Below are 14,927 nucleotides of genomic sequence, written 5' to 3'. Positions count from 1 at the left end.
TTCACCTCTTGTTCTTGATGGCGGTGCCCAGCACCTGCAGGTAGGCGACCAGGGCATCCATTTCGGTCTTGCCCTTGACCGCGTCGCGGGCGCCAGCGATGTCTTCGTCGGTGTACGGCACGCCGAGGGTGCGCAGGGTGCTCATCTTGGTATCGGTGTGGCTGTTGTCGACCTGTTGCGCGACCAGCCACGGATAGGACGGCATCTTCGACTCCGGCACCACGTTGCGCGGGTTGTACAGGTGCGCGCGGTGCCAGTCGTCGGAGTAGCGGCCACCGACTCGGGCCAGGTCCGGGCCAGTGCGCTTGGAGCCCCACAGGAACGGGTGATCCCAGACGCTTTCGCCGGCGACCGAGTAGTGGCCGTAGCGCTCGGTTTCGGCGCGGAACGGGCGAATCATCTGCGAGTGGCAGCCGACGCAGCCTTCGCGGATGTAGATATCGCGCCCTTCGAGTTGCAGCGCGGTGTAGGGCTTCATGCCCTCGACCGGCTTGTTGGTGACGTCCTGGAAGAACAGCGGGACGATCTGGGTCAGGCCGCCGATGCTCACGGCAAACACCATCAGCAGGGCCAGCAGGCCGACGTTTTTCTCGATGACTTCATGTTTCATCAGGCACTTCTCCTCAAGCCGGCTGGGCAGTGGCGGGGGCATCCAGGGCGGCTGGTGCACGCACCGTGCGCCAGGTGTTCCAGGCCATCAGGAACATGCCGCTGAGGAAGATCGCGCCGCCGACGAAGCGCACCACGAAGCCTGGGTGGCTGGCCACCAGGGTTTCGACGAACGAGTAGGTGAGCGTGCCGTCGCTGTTCACCGCACGCCACATCAGGCCCTGGGCGATGCCGTTGACCCACATCGAGGCGATGTACAGCACGGTGCCGATGGTGGCGAGCCAGAAGTGCGCGTTGATCAGGCCGATGCTGTACATGCGCTCCTTGCCGAATACCTTGGGAATGGTGTGGTACAGCGCGCCGATGGAGATCATCGCTACCCAGCCCAGGGCGCCGGCATGGACGTGGCCGATGGTCCAGTCGGTGTAGTGCGACAGGGCGTTGACCGTCTTGATGGCCATCATCGGGCCTTCGAAGGTGGACATGCCGTAGAACGCCAGCGATACCACCAAAAAGCGCAGGATCGGGTCGCTGCGCAGTTTGTGCCAGGCGCCCGAGAGGGTCATCATGCCGTTGATCATGCCGCCCCAGCTTGGCGCCAGGAGGATCAGCGACATCACCATGCCCAGCGACTGCGCCCAGTCCGGCAGGGCGGTGTAGTGCAGGTGGTGAGGGCCTGCCCAGATGTACAGGGTGATCAAGGCCCAGAAGTGGACGATCGACAGGCGATAGGAATACACCGGCCGTTCGGCCTGCTTGGGCACGTAGTAGTACATCATCCCCAGGAAGCCTGCAGTGAGGAAGAAGCCCACGGCGTTGTGGCCATACCACCACTGCACCATGGCGTCGGTGGCGCCGGCATAGATCGAGTACGACTTGGTCAGGCTGACCGGCAGCTCCAGGTTGTTGACCACATGCAGCATGGCCACGGTGAGGATGAACGCACCGAAGAACCAGTTGCCCACGTAGATGTGCTTGGTGTTGCGCTTCATCAGCGTGCCGAAGAACACGATGGCGTAGCTCACCCAGACGATGGTGATCAGGATATCGATCGGCCATTCCAGCTCGGCGTATTCCTTCGAGCTGGTGTAACCCAGCGGCAGGGTGATGGCCGCCAGCAGGATCACCAGTTGCCAGCCCCAGAACGTGAACGCGGCCAGGCCCGGTGCGAACAGGGTGGTCTGGCAGGTGCGTTGCACCGAATAATAGGAGGTGGCGAACAGTGCACAGCCGCCGAAGGCGAAGATCACCGCATTGGTATGCAGCGGTCGCAGGCGGCCGAAGCTGGTCCAGGGGAGGTCGAAGTTGAGTGCGGGCCAAGCCAGTTGAGCGGCGATGAAAACGCCGAGCCCCATCCCGACGATTCCCCACACCACCGTCATGATGGCAAATTGGCGGACCACCTTGTAGTTATAGGCGGTACTGCTGGTTGTGTTCATGTATGGGTTTCCATCCACGGTTATTTTTGGCAGGCGTTACAGCGAGGCAAGCATGATTAATGGGCAAAGTGCCGGTATTGACGGGGATCAATGGGCGCAGGTCGGAAATGTCCCAGGCTTGCGCTGCGATCCGCCGCTAAATCAGAGGGATAGCAGTGTTGCGGGGTGCTTGATCCTGGCCCATGGTGCGGGGGCGCCGATGGACAGCGGGTTCATGGAGGACATGGCGCAAAGGCTGGCGCACCAAGGCGTTGCGGTTGTTCGCTTCGAGTTCCCGTACATGGCCGAGCGGCGTGTCGGCGGCGGCAAGCGGCCGCCCAATCCGCAGAAGGTGCTGCTCGAGCACTGGCGCGAGGTGTACCGGCAGGTGCGACCCCTGGTCGCAGGGCGCCTGGCGATCGGCGGCAAGTCGATGGGCGGGCGCATGGCCAGCCTGCTCGCCGACGAGCTTGGCGTCGATGCTCTGGTGTGCCTGGGTTATCCGTTCTATGCAGTGGGCAAACCGGAAAAACCACGGGTCGAACACCTGGCAGCATTGCGCACGCCGACATTGATCGTGCAAGGGGAGCGTGATGCGTTGGGTAATCGCGAGGCGGTCGAAGGGTATGCGCTGTCACCTGCGATCGAGGTGAGCTGGCTGGCGGCGGCGGACCATGATCTGAAGCCGCTGAAGGCTTCGGGGTTCAGCCATGAGCAGCACCTGCAGGCGGCGGCTGAGAGGGTGGCGAGTTTCCTGGCAGTCTGATGTCGGCTCTTTCGCGGGACCAGCCCGCTCCCACCAGCCCAAGGGCGGTGCTGGACCTGTGGGAGCGGGCTTGTCCCGCGAAGAGGCCGGGCAGGCTAGCGCTTAGTCGCGGTACTCGCACAGGTAGGCAGTGTCCACGGCCACTTTCAGCTGGAACTTGCTGTCGGCCGGTACGTTGAACTGGCTGCCGGCCTTGAAGGTTTCCCAGTTGTCGCTGCCTGGCAGCTTCACGGTCAGGGCGCCGGAAACCACGTGCATGATTTCGCGTTTGGCGGTGCCGAACTCATATTCACCCGGGGCCATCACACCGACGGTGGCCGGGCCTTCTTCGCCCGCGAATGCGATCGACTTGACGGTGCCGTTGAAGTACTCGTTGACCTGGAACATGGGCGACTCCTGAACAGAGGGATGAAAAAAGGCTGGCCAGTATGCCCAAGGCCATGGGAGCCGTCATCTGCTTTCAGGTGTCGCCGACCTCGAGCGCGGGCAGGCACAACGGCAGCAGTCGCGCGGTGTTGCGTGCATCCTCCAGGGCGCGGTGTTGCTGCCCGCAAAACTGCATGCCAGCCAGCTGCAAGGCGCCATTGAGCCCGGCCGGTCGCTGCAGGTGGCGGGCCTTGGCGAAGCGTTGCTTGAGGTTGATGTGCGGTACGCCGCGCAGCCGGCTGTCGACCTTGTGCCGCTGCCATTCCTGCAGCAGTTGCTGGCGGTCGTAGTCACCCCAACTGACCCAGGCGTGCAACTGGCCCTGGTGGTGCCCGAGCCAACGCTCGAAGCATGCCGAGACCGCGGCGAAGTCGTCGGCACCATCGACGTCGGCTTGGCTGATATGGGTCAGCTCGCGGCAGAAAGGGGTCAGTTGTGGCCGCCGGCGCGGCCGCACGAAACGCTGGAAGTGCTCGACTTCACGGCCTTCGCGGGTCACCAGGCTGGCGCCGATTTCAATGATTTCCATCTCTGTGACAGGCCAGCCACCTTCGTCGGTGGTGGCTTCCAGATCGATCACCAACCAATGGCCCATACCAGGCTCCCTTGCAGATCCTGTTAGAGCGTAGCCAAAACGCAGCGCCACGGCACCCCTGTGGCAGATTGCCTTCATTTTGGCATAACCAGTAGTTGTGCCAGCCAGGGAAAACGCCTAGCTTAGTCGCATCCAGGTATGAACCGTGATGAGTGTCCGTCTTGACTCCAGCGCCCGGCCTCAAGGCCCTGTCCACCCTGTTGATGCTGGCCGCAGCATGGCTGGCCGCGCCGGCCTGGGCCGCCGAGGCAGTCGAAGTCAAGATCGGCGCCGCGCATTTCCCGCCGTATACCGTGCGCCCCGAGCAGGGTGCCGACAGCGGCCTGCTGCCACAGTTGGTCGAGGCGCTTAACGCGCTGCAGGCCGGCTACCGTTTCATTCTCGTGCCGACCTCCATCCAGCGACGCTTCGGCGATTTCCGGCAAGGTCGCACCGACATGGCGATTTTCGAGAACCCGCAATGGGGCTGGCAGCGGATTCCACACCAGGCCGTGGACATGGGGCTGGAAGATGCGGAAGTGTTCGTGGCCAAGAAAGCCGATGGGCATGACCAGCATTATTTCGACAACCTGCACGGCAAACGTTTGGCGCTTTTCAATGGCTACCACTACGCCTTCGCCAACTTCAATCCGGACCCGGCCTATCTGCGCCAGGCATTCGACGCCACCCTGACCTATTCCCACGACAGCAATCTGCTGATGGTCCAGGCCGGTCGGGCCGACATCGCCTTGGTCACCCGCTCGTACCTGAGCGACTTCCTGGTGCGCAACCCGGGCAGCCTTGACCAACTGCTGGCCTCCGAGCGTATCGACCAGGTCTACCACCATTACGCACTGCTGCGCCCCGGCGCGCCGATCAGCGACAAGGCCTTCGCCGAGCTGCTGCGTCACCTGCGTGAATCGGGCGAACTGGCGCGGATCTTCCAGCCATATCGGATCATGGTGCAGGCTCCGAACGACTAAATTCCCTCGCAGCGGTCACGTTTCCAGGTGAGTTCCTCTTCTTCTTACCTGGGAGCCATGACCATGCCGTTTGAAACCGCTTCACAGCCCCTCGGGCGCCCACCCAAGCCGGTAGGTGAGGTGTACCGGCGTTTCGATGCCCGCCTCGGTAGCTGGGTTTCGTTGCGGACCCTGGAGATCGCCCACGACCTCAATCGCTTCAGTCGTTGGCAAAACAACCCGCGGGTGGAAGCGTTCTGGCAGGAAGGAGGCTCGTTGGAGCAGCATCGCCAATACCTGGCCAAGCTCGAGGCCGATCCCCACACCCTGACCTTGATTGGCTGCTTCGACGATGAGCCGTTCGCCTACTTCGAGGCGTACTGGGCCAAGGAGCACGGCATCGCGTCGTACTACAAGGCTGACGACTACGATCGTGGCGTTCACATGCTGGTAGGCGAGGAGTCGCACCGCGGCCCGCACAAGGTAGCCAGCTGGCTCTCGGCCCTGGTGCACTACCTGTTCCTCGACGATCCTCGGACCCAACGGGTGGTCGCCGAGCCCTGTGTCAGCAACGGCAAGATGATCGGCTACATGCACGACCAGTGCTTTCATTGCGAGAAGGAATTCGACTTCCCGCACAAGCGTGCGGCGCTGATGATCCTGGGGCGGCAGCGGTACTTCGATCATTGCAAGCTTGCCTAATGGCAAGGGCAGGCAGGGCGCTGCGGCCTCAGCCCTGCCGGTTGGCGGTCTTGCGGCAATGCACCAGGGCATCGCGAATCATGAAGTTGACCAGCGTCGGCGACACGCCCAGTTCCTTGGCGATGTCCTTCTGCGGTACACCGTGCAGGCGATACATCTCGAAGGCGTAACGTGTGCGTTGGGGCAGGTCGTTCAAGGCCTCGGCGATGCCTTCGAGGGCTGCCAGGTTGATATGGGTCGCTTCCGGCGAAGCGTTCTGCAGGACCACGTTCAGGCCTTCCTCTTCGCTACCGGAATACTTCAGTTCCATCGCCTGTTTGCGATAGTGATCGATCGCCAGGTTGCGCACGATCTGGAACAGGTAGCTGAGCTGGGCTTTGAACGATGAGGTGATCTGTGGTGCTGCGCTCAGTCGGAAGAACGCATCCTGCACCACGTCCTCGGCCCGAGAGCGGCAGCCGGTGATGCGTGCCGCGATCTTGACGAGAATGTTGCGGTTGTCGACGAACGCCTGGAGCAATGGTGAATCGCACTTACTTGTGGATAATTGTTCCGCCATGGAAGTCACCTAGTCTCTGGTAGTAAAGGAAGCGCCCTGGGCGGGGAAGCTTCCTACGACGTGCGACAAACTAGGCAATATGATAACGATTGTCAAATACGAAAGATAATTAGTTTCTATTGGTTTCCGTTCTAAGGGCTGGTCGACGTCTGCTGCTGGCGGTGCTGGCTTGCGTCATCAGCGCTTGCCGAGGATTTTACCCAGCATCTCTGGCTGCGGCGCACCCTGCTGGGTCTGCAGATCGCCATTTTCATCCTGATAGAAGATCGCCGGGGTTGCCTGCAGCCCTAATTCCTCGAGCAACGCCATATTGCCTTCAAGCTTCGCCTGCACCGCAGCCGGCACCGTGGTCAACGCCTTGAGCGTGCTCGCCTTGCCGGCCTTTTCATGTTGCGCCAGCGCTTTGGCCGGGTCGTTCGCCGCCAGTAGCGCCGCCGATTTGCCTGGGCTGTCCTCGCGGATGATGCCGACCATGATGTGCCGCAATTGGACCTTGCCTGACTCTACCCAGGGCCGCGCCTGCTGCCAGAACATGTTGCAATAGGGGCAGTTCGGATCGCTGAACAGGTACACCACACGCGGTGCGTCGGCCTTGCCGTCGGCGATCCAGGCAGCTTTTTCCATCTTCGCCCAGATGGCTTTGCTCATCGGGGCGTACACCCATTTCTGCAGCGGCTCGGCGCTCAGATCGCGGCCTTGCTCGTCGAACAGGCTGCCCACCAATACGTGCTTGCCGTCGGGCGTGAGGTAGAAGGCGATACCGTTGTTGCGGTACTCGGCGGCATAGCCGCGCAAGCCATCGGGGGCGTCGAAGCTGCCCTTGATCACGGCGCCCTTGGCTTGCAGTTGCTGGATCGCCTTGGGCAGTTCTTCTGCCTGCAAGTGCGGCGCGGCCAGCACGGCCAGGGTCAGGGGGAGCAGTGCAGTCAATCGCATGTCATTTTCCTTGTACGGCAGGGGCGGGCGCTGCGGCCCGGTCGAAAGGTTCCAGGGCGTGGCGCAGGCTGCCCCGGGAGAGTTCGCCCAGGTGGCTGCCGACCAGCCGCCCGGTGGCGTCGTAGAACAAAGTAGTGGGCAACGCCATCGAGCCGACGCGCTGGGCCAGTTGACCGCTGCCGTCGAACAGTACATGGGTCAGGCTCAGGCCCGTGGTGGCGAGAAAAGTGCTGACGTTCTCCGGGGTTTCGCCCTGGTTGACGAACACGAAGCGCACATGCGGATAGTCGGCCTGGGCCCTTTGCAACACGGGCATCTCGCGCCGGCACGGTGGGCACCAGGTGGCCCAGATGTTGATGACCAGCGGCTGGCCGCGGTAGCCCTGGAGTGCCACTGGCTGGCCGGCGGCATTGCGCAGGCTCAGGTCGGGCAGTTCGGTGCCCTTGCCATACAGGTGGCTACCCAGGCTGGCCAGCCCCCAGAACAACGCCCCACTGAACAGTGCCCAGGCCAGCGAGCGGCGCAGGCCGGGTTGTCGCCAGCCCTGCCACAGGGCTCCCAGCACCAGGCCGGCAAGGCCTGGCCAGAGCAGGAAGCCGCCATCGCGGATATCGATGATTTGCAGCGGCTCGTCCTGGTACATCGGCCAGTACGCCACGACGAAGCCCAGGCGAGCGCTGACCAGGCCGATCAGGAACAGGTTGAACAGCGCAGATTCGGGGCTCTTGCCGCCGCGCCGGGCGACCCACCAGCCGACCACGCAGGCGATGGCGAGGGCGGTGAGCAGCAGCAAGTGGTTGAGGGCCATGGTCAATGGACCGAGGGTTACCGTCAGCATCAGCCTTGGCTCCGGGTCTGGTTCCAATGGTCGAGGAAGGTCCGTGCATCCACCTCCCCGGTGATGCGCCGTGCCCGGCGCTCCTCGCCTTGCGGCCCGATCCACAGGATGCTTGGCGGCCCGGGGACCTGGTAGCGTTGCAGCAGCTCGCGGCTGGCCGGGACGTCGGCGGTCACGTCCAGGCGCAGCAGGCGCACCCCGGCGAGGCTGGCCTGTACTTCGGGTTGCGCGAACACGTTCTTTTCCATCGCCTTGCAGGCCACGCACCAATCGGCATAGTAGTCGAGCATCACCCACTGGCCTTGGGCCTTGGCATCATCCAGCTGGCGTTGCAGCTCCTGCGGGTGGCTGACGGTGACGAAGCTGTCCTCCTTGTGCGCGAGCGCCGCCGGTGCCGTACCGGCAAACGGGCGCAGTGGCTGCCAGAGGTCGTCGCCTCCGGCGGCGGCACCGACCAGCAGCAGGCCGCCCCACAGGGCGCCGAGCAGCGGCACTGCACGAAGCGCAGGCAGGCGCTGAAGGGCTGGCCAGGCGGCCCAGCCCAGCGCGATCAGCCAGGCGCCACTCAAGGCCAGCAGCAGCGGCGCGCTGATCAGGCTGCGCACGGTGTACAGCGCCATGGCCAGGAACACGAAGCCGAATACGCCCTTGACCCTGTTCATCCAGGCGCCTGGGCGGGGCAGGTAACGGTTGCCCAGGGTCACCAGCAACAACAGCGGCAGGCCCATGCCCAGGCCCAGGCTGAACAGCACCAGCGCGCCCTGCAGTACATCGCCGCTCTGTGCGATATAGAGCAGCGCACCGGCGAGTGGCGCGGTCATGCACGGTCCTAGCAGTAGCCCGGACAGCGCCCCGAGCAGCGCCGCGCCATACAGGTTGCCACCACGGGTACCTTGCCCGGCGCGGTCCAGCCGGTCGCGCACGGCAGCCGGCAACTGCAGTTCGAAGGCGCCGAACATCGGCAGGGCGAGCATCACGAACAATCCGGCGAGGCTGCCCAGCAGCCAGGGTTGCTGCAGCCAGGCCTGCAGGCTGGCACCCAGCAACGCGGCGACCACCCCCAGCCCGGCATAGACCAGCGCCATGCTCAGCACGTAGACCCCGGCCAGCAGCCAGCCGCGCCGGGCGCTGGCGCCGTTGCCGAGCACCAGCCCGGCGAGGATCGGCAACATCGGCAACGAGCAGGGGGTGAACGCCAGCAACAGGCCGAGGCCGAAGAAGGCCACCAGGCTCCAGGCCAGGGAGGCACGCTGCAGGTCGCTGGCCAGGGCCTGGTCGCTGGCTTGCTCGCTGGCTGGCGCAACGACCGTGGCGGCACCACCGCCCAGATCGATCACGGTGGTCTGCGGCGGGTAGCACAGACCGGCATCGGCGCAGCCTTGCCAACCCAGGCGCAGTTCGCCCTTGGCGCTGGCGGGAACCAGCAGTTCGAGCTGGTCGCGATACACGGTGCTGTCGCCGAAGAATTCGTCGTGGTGGTTTTGCCCGGCAGGCAATTGCGGGTGTTGCTCTGTGGGCAGGCCGTCGAACTTCAGACGCTTTTGGTACAGGTAGTAGCCTTGCTTGATCTGGAAGTACAGGCGCACCTGGCCGTCCGCCTGGCGGTCGTGGCTGAGCACGAAGGCCTCGTTGACCGGCAGGAAGTCGGGTTTGACATCGAATGGGTTGGCCTGCAGCGGGCCGGCCAGGAGGAATGTCAGAAAGAGCAGGAGGACGCGCATGTCTTCGCCTTGGCAATGCTGGAAGTCAGGCCATCCTGGCCGGGGCTGATTAACCCAAGGTTAACCCGGTCTTACAGCTGTGACGTGGAAAGCCGTCCGAACCATCCGACGTTGCCTATCCCGCCAACCTTGGCAAAGGTCCATAATCCCCCCTTAATCCGCTCATAGTGCAATGCCCTTAACATCACCCTGGGAGCTTTTCACCATGCACGTTCTGCTCTGCGAGGACGACGACCTGATCGCCAGCGGCATCTGCGCCGGCCTCACCGCCCAGGGTCTGACCGTGGACCGGGTCGCCAATGCCGCCAGTGCGCGGGCCATGCTCCAGGCTGCGCAGTTCGACGTGATGATCCTCGACCTGGGTTTACCCGACGAAGATGGCCTGAAGCTGCTGCGCCGCCTGCGCCAGCAGGGCGAGACCCTGCCCGTGCTGGTGCTGACCGCCCGCGATGCGGTCACCGACCGGGTCGATGGCCTGCAGGCCGGTGCCGACGACTACCTGCTCAAGCCTTTCGACCTGCGCGAATTGGCCGCGCGCCTGCATACCCTGTTGCGTCGGGTGGCCGGGCGCGCGGTGAACGTGATCGAGCATGGCCCGTTGCTATACGACCCCAGTAGCTGCGAGGCAACCTTGGCCGGCCAGCCCGTCGATTTGTCGCGACGCGAACAGGCCCTGCTCCAGGCCCTGTTGCAGAATCCAGGCCGGGTGCTTTCCAGCGAGCAGCTCAAGGATTGCGTGTACGGCTTTGGCGACGAAGTCGAGAGCAACGCCCTCAACGTGCATATCCACCACCTGCGACGCAAGCTCGGCAACGGCATCGTCGAGACCGTGCGCGGCCTGGGTTATCGCCTTGGCCCTGCCCAGGCACCGGGGCAGGTGGCGCCATGAGCCTGCGCGTACGCCTGAGCCTGATCCTCGGCAGTGCCTTCGTGATCATCTGGGTGCTCGCTGCGGCCTGGATGTTGCGCGACCTGCGTCAGCAGATGATGTTCTCCCTCGACCAACGCCTGGTGGCTTCGGCGCGCATGGTTGCCGGGCTCATCGACCAACTGCCGCAACCCCTGGCGGCAAAGGGCGAGGACGCGCACTTTTCTGCCGATCAATTCAGCGTGCCGGATGGCATGGCCTGTCAGGTCAGCTCGCTGCGCGGCGAGATCCTCGCCAGCAACCACAAGCATGACGGCGCCATGGATGACGAGCGCAGCGGTTTTCGCGACCAGACCATCGATGGTGCATCATGGCGCACCTTCACCTACAACCATGGCGATGTGCGCATCACCACTGCCGATCGCCACCAGGAGCGCGAGGCGCTGAACCAGTCGATCCTGCTGGCAGCCTCGGCACCGGTGCTGATGGCCCTGCTTGGCAGCCTTGGCCTGGTCTGGATCGGCCTGGGCAAGGGGCTGGAACCGCTCAACCGAATGCGCGACGCCCTGCGAAGGCGGCGCGCCGACAGCGTCGAGCCGCTGCAGGTGGCCGGCCTGCCCAGTGAGTTGCAACCGCTGCTCGACACCCAGAACCAGCTTTTCCTGCGCATCGCCCAGACCATCGAGCGCGAGCGCCGCCTGACCGACGATGCCGCCCACGAACTGCGCAGCCCGTTGACCGCGATCAAGACCCACCTGCAAGTCGCCCGCATGACCGACGGGCACCTGCGCGAGCAGGCCCTGGAGCATGCAGAACAGGGCGCCGACCGGATGCACCGGACTTTGGAGCAACTGCTTATGCTGGCCCGGGTGGAGGGCAGCCTGTCGTTCGAGGACGGCGTGCAATGCAGCGCCGAGCAGGTGGCCCTGCAGGCGGTGGAAGATGCCGGCGGTGGCGACAACCGGCGTATCGTCCTGCACCTACCCGAGCAGGCTGCACGTATCTACCTGGGCATGCCGGCGCCGCTGGCGGTGGCGGCGCTGCGCAACCTGCTGGACAACGCCCTGCGCCATGGCGGCGACAGCGCGGTGGAGCTCGATGTGCAGATGGCCGATGGGCAGGTAGGGTTCATGGTCCGCGATCATGGGCCGGGGATTGCCGAAGCCGATCTGCAACATCTGACCGAGCGATTCTGGCGCAATGGCCAGAGTGGTGGCTGCGGGTTGGGCTTGGCGATCGTCCAGGCCATCGTCCAGCGCTGTGCCGGCAGTCTGCGGTTCGACAGCCAGGGCGATGGCTTGCGGGTGCTGCTGCAGGTGCCGGCGCGGTCGGCCAACTGAGCCCCGGCGTGGCTCGGGGCGTATGGGACGTGCTGGGGGGCGGTTGCTGGCAATATTCATAGTTTGTAAGATTGCACGCTGATATCACTTAGTCCCGCACCCCTGCATTCGACGTCGGGCAGGGCGACGCCAGGTGCAATCGTGGAACATTACTATCGCGAATTGGTGAGCTTTCTTTCCTCGCGCCTGGGTAACCGCCAGGCGGCCGAGGACGTTGCTCACGATGCCTACCTGCGGGTGCTGGAACGTACCGCGACGCAGCAGATCGAACACCCACGCGCCTTCTTGTATCGCACCGCGCTCAACCTGGTGATTGACCGCCATCGCAGGCATCAGGTGCGCCATGCCGAATCCCTGGACGTGCTCGATCATGATGAGCAGTGGCATAGCCCGGCGCCGACTCTTAAGATGCAGCAAGATCAGCGCCTGGCGTTGATGCGCAAAGCCCTGGATGAACTGAGCGGGCCTTGTCGCGACTGCTTTGTGCTGCGCAAGCTCGATGGCCTGTCGCACCAGCAGATCGCCGATCGGCTGGGCATTTCCCGCAGCCTGGTGGAGAAGCACATCGTCAATGCCATGAAGCATTGCCGCCTGCGCATGCGCCAGTGGGACTCGTAAAGCGGGTTGTAAACGCGAATCGAAAATTAGTCTGCCTGCAACTTGCGTTCTACCTGTTTCCCGACAACTATCAATGATGACCCCGCCGGGCACCGCCGGCCGGTAGCCTGCACGGGCGCAGTTCAGGTCAAGGAGTTTCGCTCACACCTTACTGCCAGGCCCGATCATGACGAACAAGTCCTTGCGCATCCTCATTGCCGAAGAACATCCGGGGCAGCGCCTGCAGCTGGAGAAGATGCTCAACCGGCTGGGCTATTACCGCATCGCGCCGGTGGAAAGTTTCGAGGAGTTGCAGCGTCTGGTGCAGTGCGCCCTGCAACCGTTCAACCTGTTGCTCGGGAGTATCGAACTGGGCACCCACGCCGGGGTCGACATGGCGCGCTTCTGTCGGGTCAATGCGCAAATCCAGCATGCCTTGTTGTATCACCCACAGCATGTGACGGTCCCTGCCGTTGCGCCGGGGCAGCGTCAGTCTGTGAGCGTGAGTCTGCCGCAGGCACCGGATAACGACGCATTGGAGTCGTTCATGGCGATCATCGACGCGCCGATGCTGATCGGTACGCTGGAGGTGCCGCCTGCCGTTGCAGGTCGTGCGGACTATCCACGGCAGGGCGCACGCATGGGCCATACGGTGTTCAACCGCTAGGGCAGGGCGACAGCGGGCACCGGCCCCTCGGCATTTGCTATCCTCTTGGCCTTTGCCGATCTTGCGGACCCTGCCATGACTGCCATCGATACCGCTCGCCAGCCCCGGTTCAGCCGCGGCGACCACCGGACCCTGGGTCTGGCGGCACTGGGCGGCGCCCTGGAAATCTACGATTTCATCATCTTCGTATTCTTCGCCCTGACCCTCAGCCAGTTGTTCTTTCCGCCGGAAATGCCCGAGTGGTTGCGCCTGCTGCAGAGTTTCGGGATTTTCGTCACCGGCTATCTGGCACGGCCACTGGGCGGCATTCTCATGGCCCACTTCGCCGACCACCTCGGGCGCAAGCGGGTATTCAGCTTGAGCATCCTGATGATGGCGCTGCCCTGTCTGCTGATCGGCGTGATGCCGACCTATGCCGACATCGGTTACGCCGCGCCCCTCATCCTGCTGGCCCTGCGCATCCTGCAAGGCGCGGCAGTCGGTGGGGAAGTACCCAGTGCCTGGACCTTCGTCGCCGAGCATGCCCCAGCAGGGCGGCGTGGTTATGCCCTGGGCTTCCTGCAGGCCGGGTTGACCTTCGGCTACCTGCTGGGGGCCTTGATCGCTACCTTGCTGGCCCAGTTGTTCACGCCGCAGGAAATCCTCGACTACGCCTGGCGGTATCCGTTCTTGCTCGGTGGCGTGTTCGGTGTGATCGGTGTATGGCTGCGCCGCTGGTTGAGTGAGACGCCGGTGTTCCTGGCACTGCGCGAGCGCCAGGAGCAGCCGGTGGCCTTCCCGCTGCGCCAGGTGTTGGGCGAGCACCGCCAGGCGCTGATCCCGGCCGCGCTGTTGACCTGCGTGTTGACCTCGGCAGTGGTGGTGTTGGTGGTGATCACTCCGACGCTGATGCAGCAGCGCTTCGGCATGAGCGCTGGGCACACCTTTGCCCTTAGCAGTGTCGGCATCGTGTTCCTCAACCTTGGCTGCGTGCTGGCCGGCATGCTGGTGGACCGCATCGGGGCCTGGCGGGCGCTCATGCTCTACAGCCTGCTGCTGCCTTTGGGCATCGGCGCGCTCTACGCAAGCCTGGTCGGACAGTGGGGCGCGACTTGGCTAGCCTATGCACTGGCCGGTCTGTCCTGCGGTGTGGTGGGGGTGGTGCCGTCGGTCATGGTTGGTTTGTTCCCGGCGCAGATTCGGGTATCGGGGATCTCGTTTACCTACAACGTTGCCTATGCGTTGTGGGCCAGTACCACGCCGCTGGCGCTGATTGCGTTGATGCCTTGGAGCCCTTGGGTGTGTGTTGGTTTTTGCCTGATCATGGGCACGGTTGGGTTGTTGACGGCTTTGTACTTTGGGCGCCGTGAGACGCTGGGCTTCGCTGGTGAGGTCGTGCTGGCTAAGTGACAAAGGATCTTCACGGATTCTTGGGGGCTGGGGCTGGGGCTGGGGCTGGGGCTGGGGCTTGGGGTTGGGGCTTGGGGTTGGGTGGTTGGTCCGAGAGGTGTAGCGGCGCTACCGGCCCCTTCCGCCTTTACGGCGGGCTCCTTTGTTCTTGGACAAAGGAGCGCAAAACCGCTTGCTCCCACATACGGCCCCTACGCTGCGCTTCGGGGTTCCCTCGCTCCGGCGGCTTGCGGGCCCGCGCGGCCTACGACTTGCTCCGCAAGTCTACGTCTCGCGCCTCCGGCTACGCCGGAGGGTGCTGCGCACCTGGCCCTCCAGCCGCCTACGCTCGGCCTCCTGAGGTCGCGGGTAGATCAAGATCAAGATCAACAGCCAGAGCAAGATCAACAGCCAGAGCAACGGCAGGCGAATCGCTGCGCTCTCGCGGTTTACCTATCGCTTTGTGTTGTAGCGGATAGCGCGGTGTCTCTTTCGAAGATAACGCCATTGCAGGCGCCGCCCCTAACTTCGCGACGTCAGGAGGCCGAGCGTAGGCGCCTGTAGGGCCAGGTGCGC

At 64.0% G+C, this 14,927-nt stretch carries 15 protein-coding genes and 1 pseudogene; 8 read left to right on the top strand and 8 right to left on the bottom strand.

All coding sequences use genetic code 11. The features are described from left to right. Nucleotide 1: 1 nt before the first annotated feature. Together ccoO and ccoN are read right to left on the bottom strand one after the other, a co-directional pair. Entirely contained in the window at nt 2-610 is a 609-nt protein-coding gene (gene ccoO / locus E6B08_RS21195; protein WP_136915807.1) for a cytochrome-c oxidase, cbb3-type subunit II, read from the bottom strand. A 13-nt stretch (nt 611-623) separates the two neighbouring features. Next, on the bottom strand, nt 624-2,048 hold the full coding sequence (gene ccoN / locus E6B08_RS21190) for a cytochrome-c oxidase, cbb3-type subunit I (protein WP_136915806.1): 1,425 nt from the start codon (nt 2,046-2,048) through the stop codon (nt 624-626). Nucleotides 2,049-2,100: 52 nt separating this feature from the next. On the opposite strand from ccoN, the gene E6B08_RS21185 reads away from it, so the two are divergent. Continuing rightward, entirely contained in the window at nt 2,101-2,793 is a 693-nt protein-coding gene (locus E6B08_RS21185) for an alpha/beta family hydrolase (RefSeq protein ID WP_136915805.1), read from the top strand. Nucleotides 2,794-2,895: 102 nt separating this feature from the next. Here the strand turns inward: E6B08_RS21185 and E6B08_RS21180 are convergent, their stop codons facing one another. After that, nucleotides 2,896-3,180, bottom strand: a complete 285-nt coding sequence (locus tag E6B08_RS21180; protein ID WP_133331494.1) for a pyrimidine/purine nucleoside phosphorylase — start codon at nt 3,178-3,180, stop codon at nt 2,896-2,898. 73 nt (nt 3,181-3,253) lie between these two features. Continuing rightward, on the bottom strand, nt 3,254-3,814 hold the full coding sequence (locus E6B08_RS21175; RefSeq protein ID WP_136915804.1) for an exonuclease domain-containing protein: 561 nt from the start codon (nt 3,812-3,814) through the stop codon (nt 3,254-3,256). A 161-nt stretch (nt 3,815-3,975) separates the two neighbouring features. On the opposite strand from E6B08_RS21175, the gene E6B08_RS21170 reads away from it, so the two are divergent. Further along, complete coding sequence (locus E6B08_RS21170) at nt 3,976-4,776, top strand: substrate-binding periplasmic protein (protein ID WP_136915803.1); 801 nt, start codon at nt 3,976-3,978, stop codon at nt 4,774-4,776. A 96-nt stretch (nt 4,777-4,872) separates the two neighbouring features. Then, nucleotides 4,873-5,457, top strand: a pseudogene (locus E6B08_RS21165) (GNAT family N-acetyltransferase); the annotation flags it as partial. 28 nt (nt 5,458-5,485) lie between these two features. Here E6B08_RS21165 and E6B08_RS21160 read toward each other — a convergent pair. From E6B08_RS21160 to dsbD, 4 genes are all read right to left on the bottom strand, one after another. Continuing rightward, nucleotides 5,486-6,016, bottom strand: a complete 531-nt coding sequence (locus E6B08_RS21160) for an RNA polymerase factor sigma-70 (RefSeq protein ID WP_136915802.1) — start codon at nt 6,014-6,016, stop codon at nt 5,486-5,488. 177 nt (nt 6,017-6,193) lie between these two features. Then, nucleotides 6,194-6,952: a thiol:disulfide interchange protein DsbG gene (gene dsbG, locus E6B08_RS21155; protein ID WP_136915801.1), complete on the bottom strand. Its 759-nt coding sequence runs from the start codon at nt 6,950-6,952 to the stop codon at nt 6,194-6,196. A 1-nt stretch (nt 6,953) separates the two neighbouring features. Further along, nucleotides 6,954-7,790 carry a TlpA disulfide reductase family protein gene (locus E6B08_RS21150; RefSeq protein ID WP_136915800.1) on the bottom strand — a complete coding sequence of 279 codons (837 nt, stop codon included), beginning with the start codon at nt 7,788-7,790 and terminating at the stop codon, nt 6,954-6,956. Then, on the bottom strand, nt 7,790-9,511 hold the full coding sequence (gene dsbD, locus E6B08_RS21145) for a protein-disulfide reductase DsbD (protein WP_136915799.1): 1,722 nt from the start codon (nt 9,509-9,511) through the stop codon (nt 7,790-7,792). The genes E6B08_RS21150 and dsbD overlap by 1 nt, the downstream gene beginning before the upstream one ends. A gap of 205 nt (nt 9,512-9,716) precedes the next feature. On the opposite strand from dsbD, the gene E6B08_RS21140 reads away from it, so the two are divergent. The 5 genes from E6B08_RS21140 to E6B08_RS21120 all read left to right on the top strand — a co-directional run bounded on the left by E6B08_RS21140 (nt 9,717) and on the right by E6B08_RS21120 (nt 14,372). Continuing rightward, nucleotides 9,717-10,400 carry a response regulator transcription factor gene (locus tag E6B08_RS21140; protein WP_136915798.1) on the top strand — a complete coding sequence of 228 codons (684 nt, stop codon included), beginning with the start codon at nt 9,717-9,719 and terminating at the stop codon, nt 10,398-10,400. After that, nucleotides 10,397-11,719 (top strand): ATP-binding protein, encoded by a 1,323-nt coding sequence (locus E6B08_RS21135; protein ID WP_136915797.1) that lies wholly within the window; start codon nt 10,397-10,399, stop codon nt 11,717-11,719. The genes E6B08_RS21140 and E6B08_RS21135 overlap by 4 nt, the downstream gene beginning before the upstream one ends. A 141-nt stretch (nt 11,720-11,860) precedes the next feature. After that, nucleotides 11,861-12,337, top strand: a complete 477-nt coding sequence (locus E6B08_RS21130; protein WP_136915796.1) for a sigma-70 family RNA polymerase sigma factor — start codon at nt 11,861-11,863, stop codon at nt 12,335-12,337. A gap of 166 nt (nt 12,338-12,503) precedes the next feature. After that, entirely contained in the window at nt 12,504-12,983 is a 480-nt protein-coding gene (locus tag E6B08_RS21125; protein WP_136915795.1) for a histidine kinase, read from the top strand. 75 nt (nt 12,984-13,058) lie between these two features. Next, nucleotides 13,059-14,372, top strand: a complete 1,314-nt coding sequence (locus tag E6B08_RS21120) for an MFS transporter (RefSeq protein WP_136915794.1) — start codon at nt 13,059-13,061, stop codon at nt 14,370-14,372. The last annotated feature ends 555 nt before the right edge of the window (nt 14,373-14,927 follow it).

Origin of the sequence: Pseudomonas putida (genome assembly GCF_005080685.1) — a bacterium.
Lineage (GTDB): Bacteria > Pseudomonadota > Gammaproteobacteria > Pseudomonadales > Pseudomonadaceae > Aquipseudomonas > Aquipseudomonas putida_V.
Note: the sequence above shows the minus strand (reverse complement) of the source record. Positions and strands in the feature narration are given on the sequence as shown.